The following is a 1,169-nucleotide window of genomic DNA, read 5'->3' as shown; positions in this document are numbered from 1 at the left end:
GTATTATCCCCTATAGGTAGACAGTAAAAAAAGAGTCCATCTGATATGATGGACTCAATACTGTTTTATCTGGAGGGGATTTTTTTATGGCAAGAAAAGGACAATCATTTCAAAAATATACAGAAGAACTAAAGCGAGAAGCAGTTCGTCTTCGATTAGAAGAGAGAAAATCATTGCGAGAAATTCGTGAACAACTCGGTGTGAAGAGCGATGCCCAGATTATTGAGTGGGTAAAACGTGCGCAACAAGGGGAGTCCTTTGATGATCAACGTGGTGTCTGGAATCGAAAGAATTTTAATAGTCTAGAAGAAGAAAATGCTTATTTGAAGGCACAGGTTGAGTATTTAAAAAAGCGCAATCCAAATCTACACGGGAAGGAATGGTCCTAAAGAAAGAACGATTTTCTCTTATCGATTCATTACGCCAAGCCTATCCACTCCGATGGTTGCTTCAAATCGCGGAAGTTTCTAAGGCTGGCTACTATAAATGGCGGAAATATCATAACGTGCAGCGTTTACGTCAGAAAAGGGATATGTGGCATAAAGAACATATTTTATCTATTCATCGTCAGCACCCTTACTATGGGTATAAACGTATGACTCGTGCTTTGGCTCGAGAAGGAATGGTAATGAATCATAAACGTGTTCGTCGTCTTATGAGAGAGCTGGGTATTCAATCTATCATTCGAAAAAAACGTCCGTTTTATGGAAGAAAAACATCTGTGGTATTTAAAAATCATTTGAATCGAGAGTTTCAAGCTGAAAAGCAAAATCAAAAATTCGTAACAGATATTACTTATGTACGAATCGGAGAACAATTTGCCTATTTGTCRGCTGTGTTAGATTTATACAACAATGAAATTGTTGCCTGGAAGCTATCTTCAAGAAATGATTTAGATTTRGTTTTAACTACATTACGTCAATTAGAAGGGAAGTCATTAACTACTAAGCCCCTTTTCCATTCAGATCAAGGGTTTCAATATACATCTAAATCCTACGCAAAACAGTTAGAGAAATTAGGATTTGTCGGTAGTCATTCTAGACGTGGAAACTGTTTTGATAATGCGTGTATCGAATCATTCTTCTCACATTTAAAAACAGAGAAGTTGTATTTAGTGTGCCCAAAAACATATGAAATGGCCTACCGAGCAATTCAAGAATATATTCACA

At 36.8% G+C, this 1,169-nt stretch carries 1 protein-coding gene; it reads left to right on the top strand.

Translation table 11 applies throughout. The features are described 5' to 3' along the window. Window positions 1-86: 86 nt before the first annotated feature. Window positions 87-1,169, top strand: a protein-coding gene (locus tag AC1DLO_RS22465) for an IS3-like element ISBth8 family transposase (protein ID WP_476914625.1) whose coding sequence is annotated in 2 segments (ribosomal slippage) — window positions 87-345 and window positions 345-1,169 — 1,084 coding nt annotated over the 2 segments. Because the reading frame shifts where the segments join, the coding sequence is not laid out codon by codon here. This gene is flagged as partial in the annotation.

This window comes from Arthrobacter sp. 01T419 (assembly GCF_056398865.1).
This window is presented reverse-complemented; position numbering and strand designations above follow the sequence as displayed.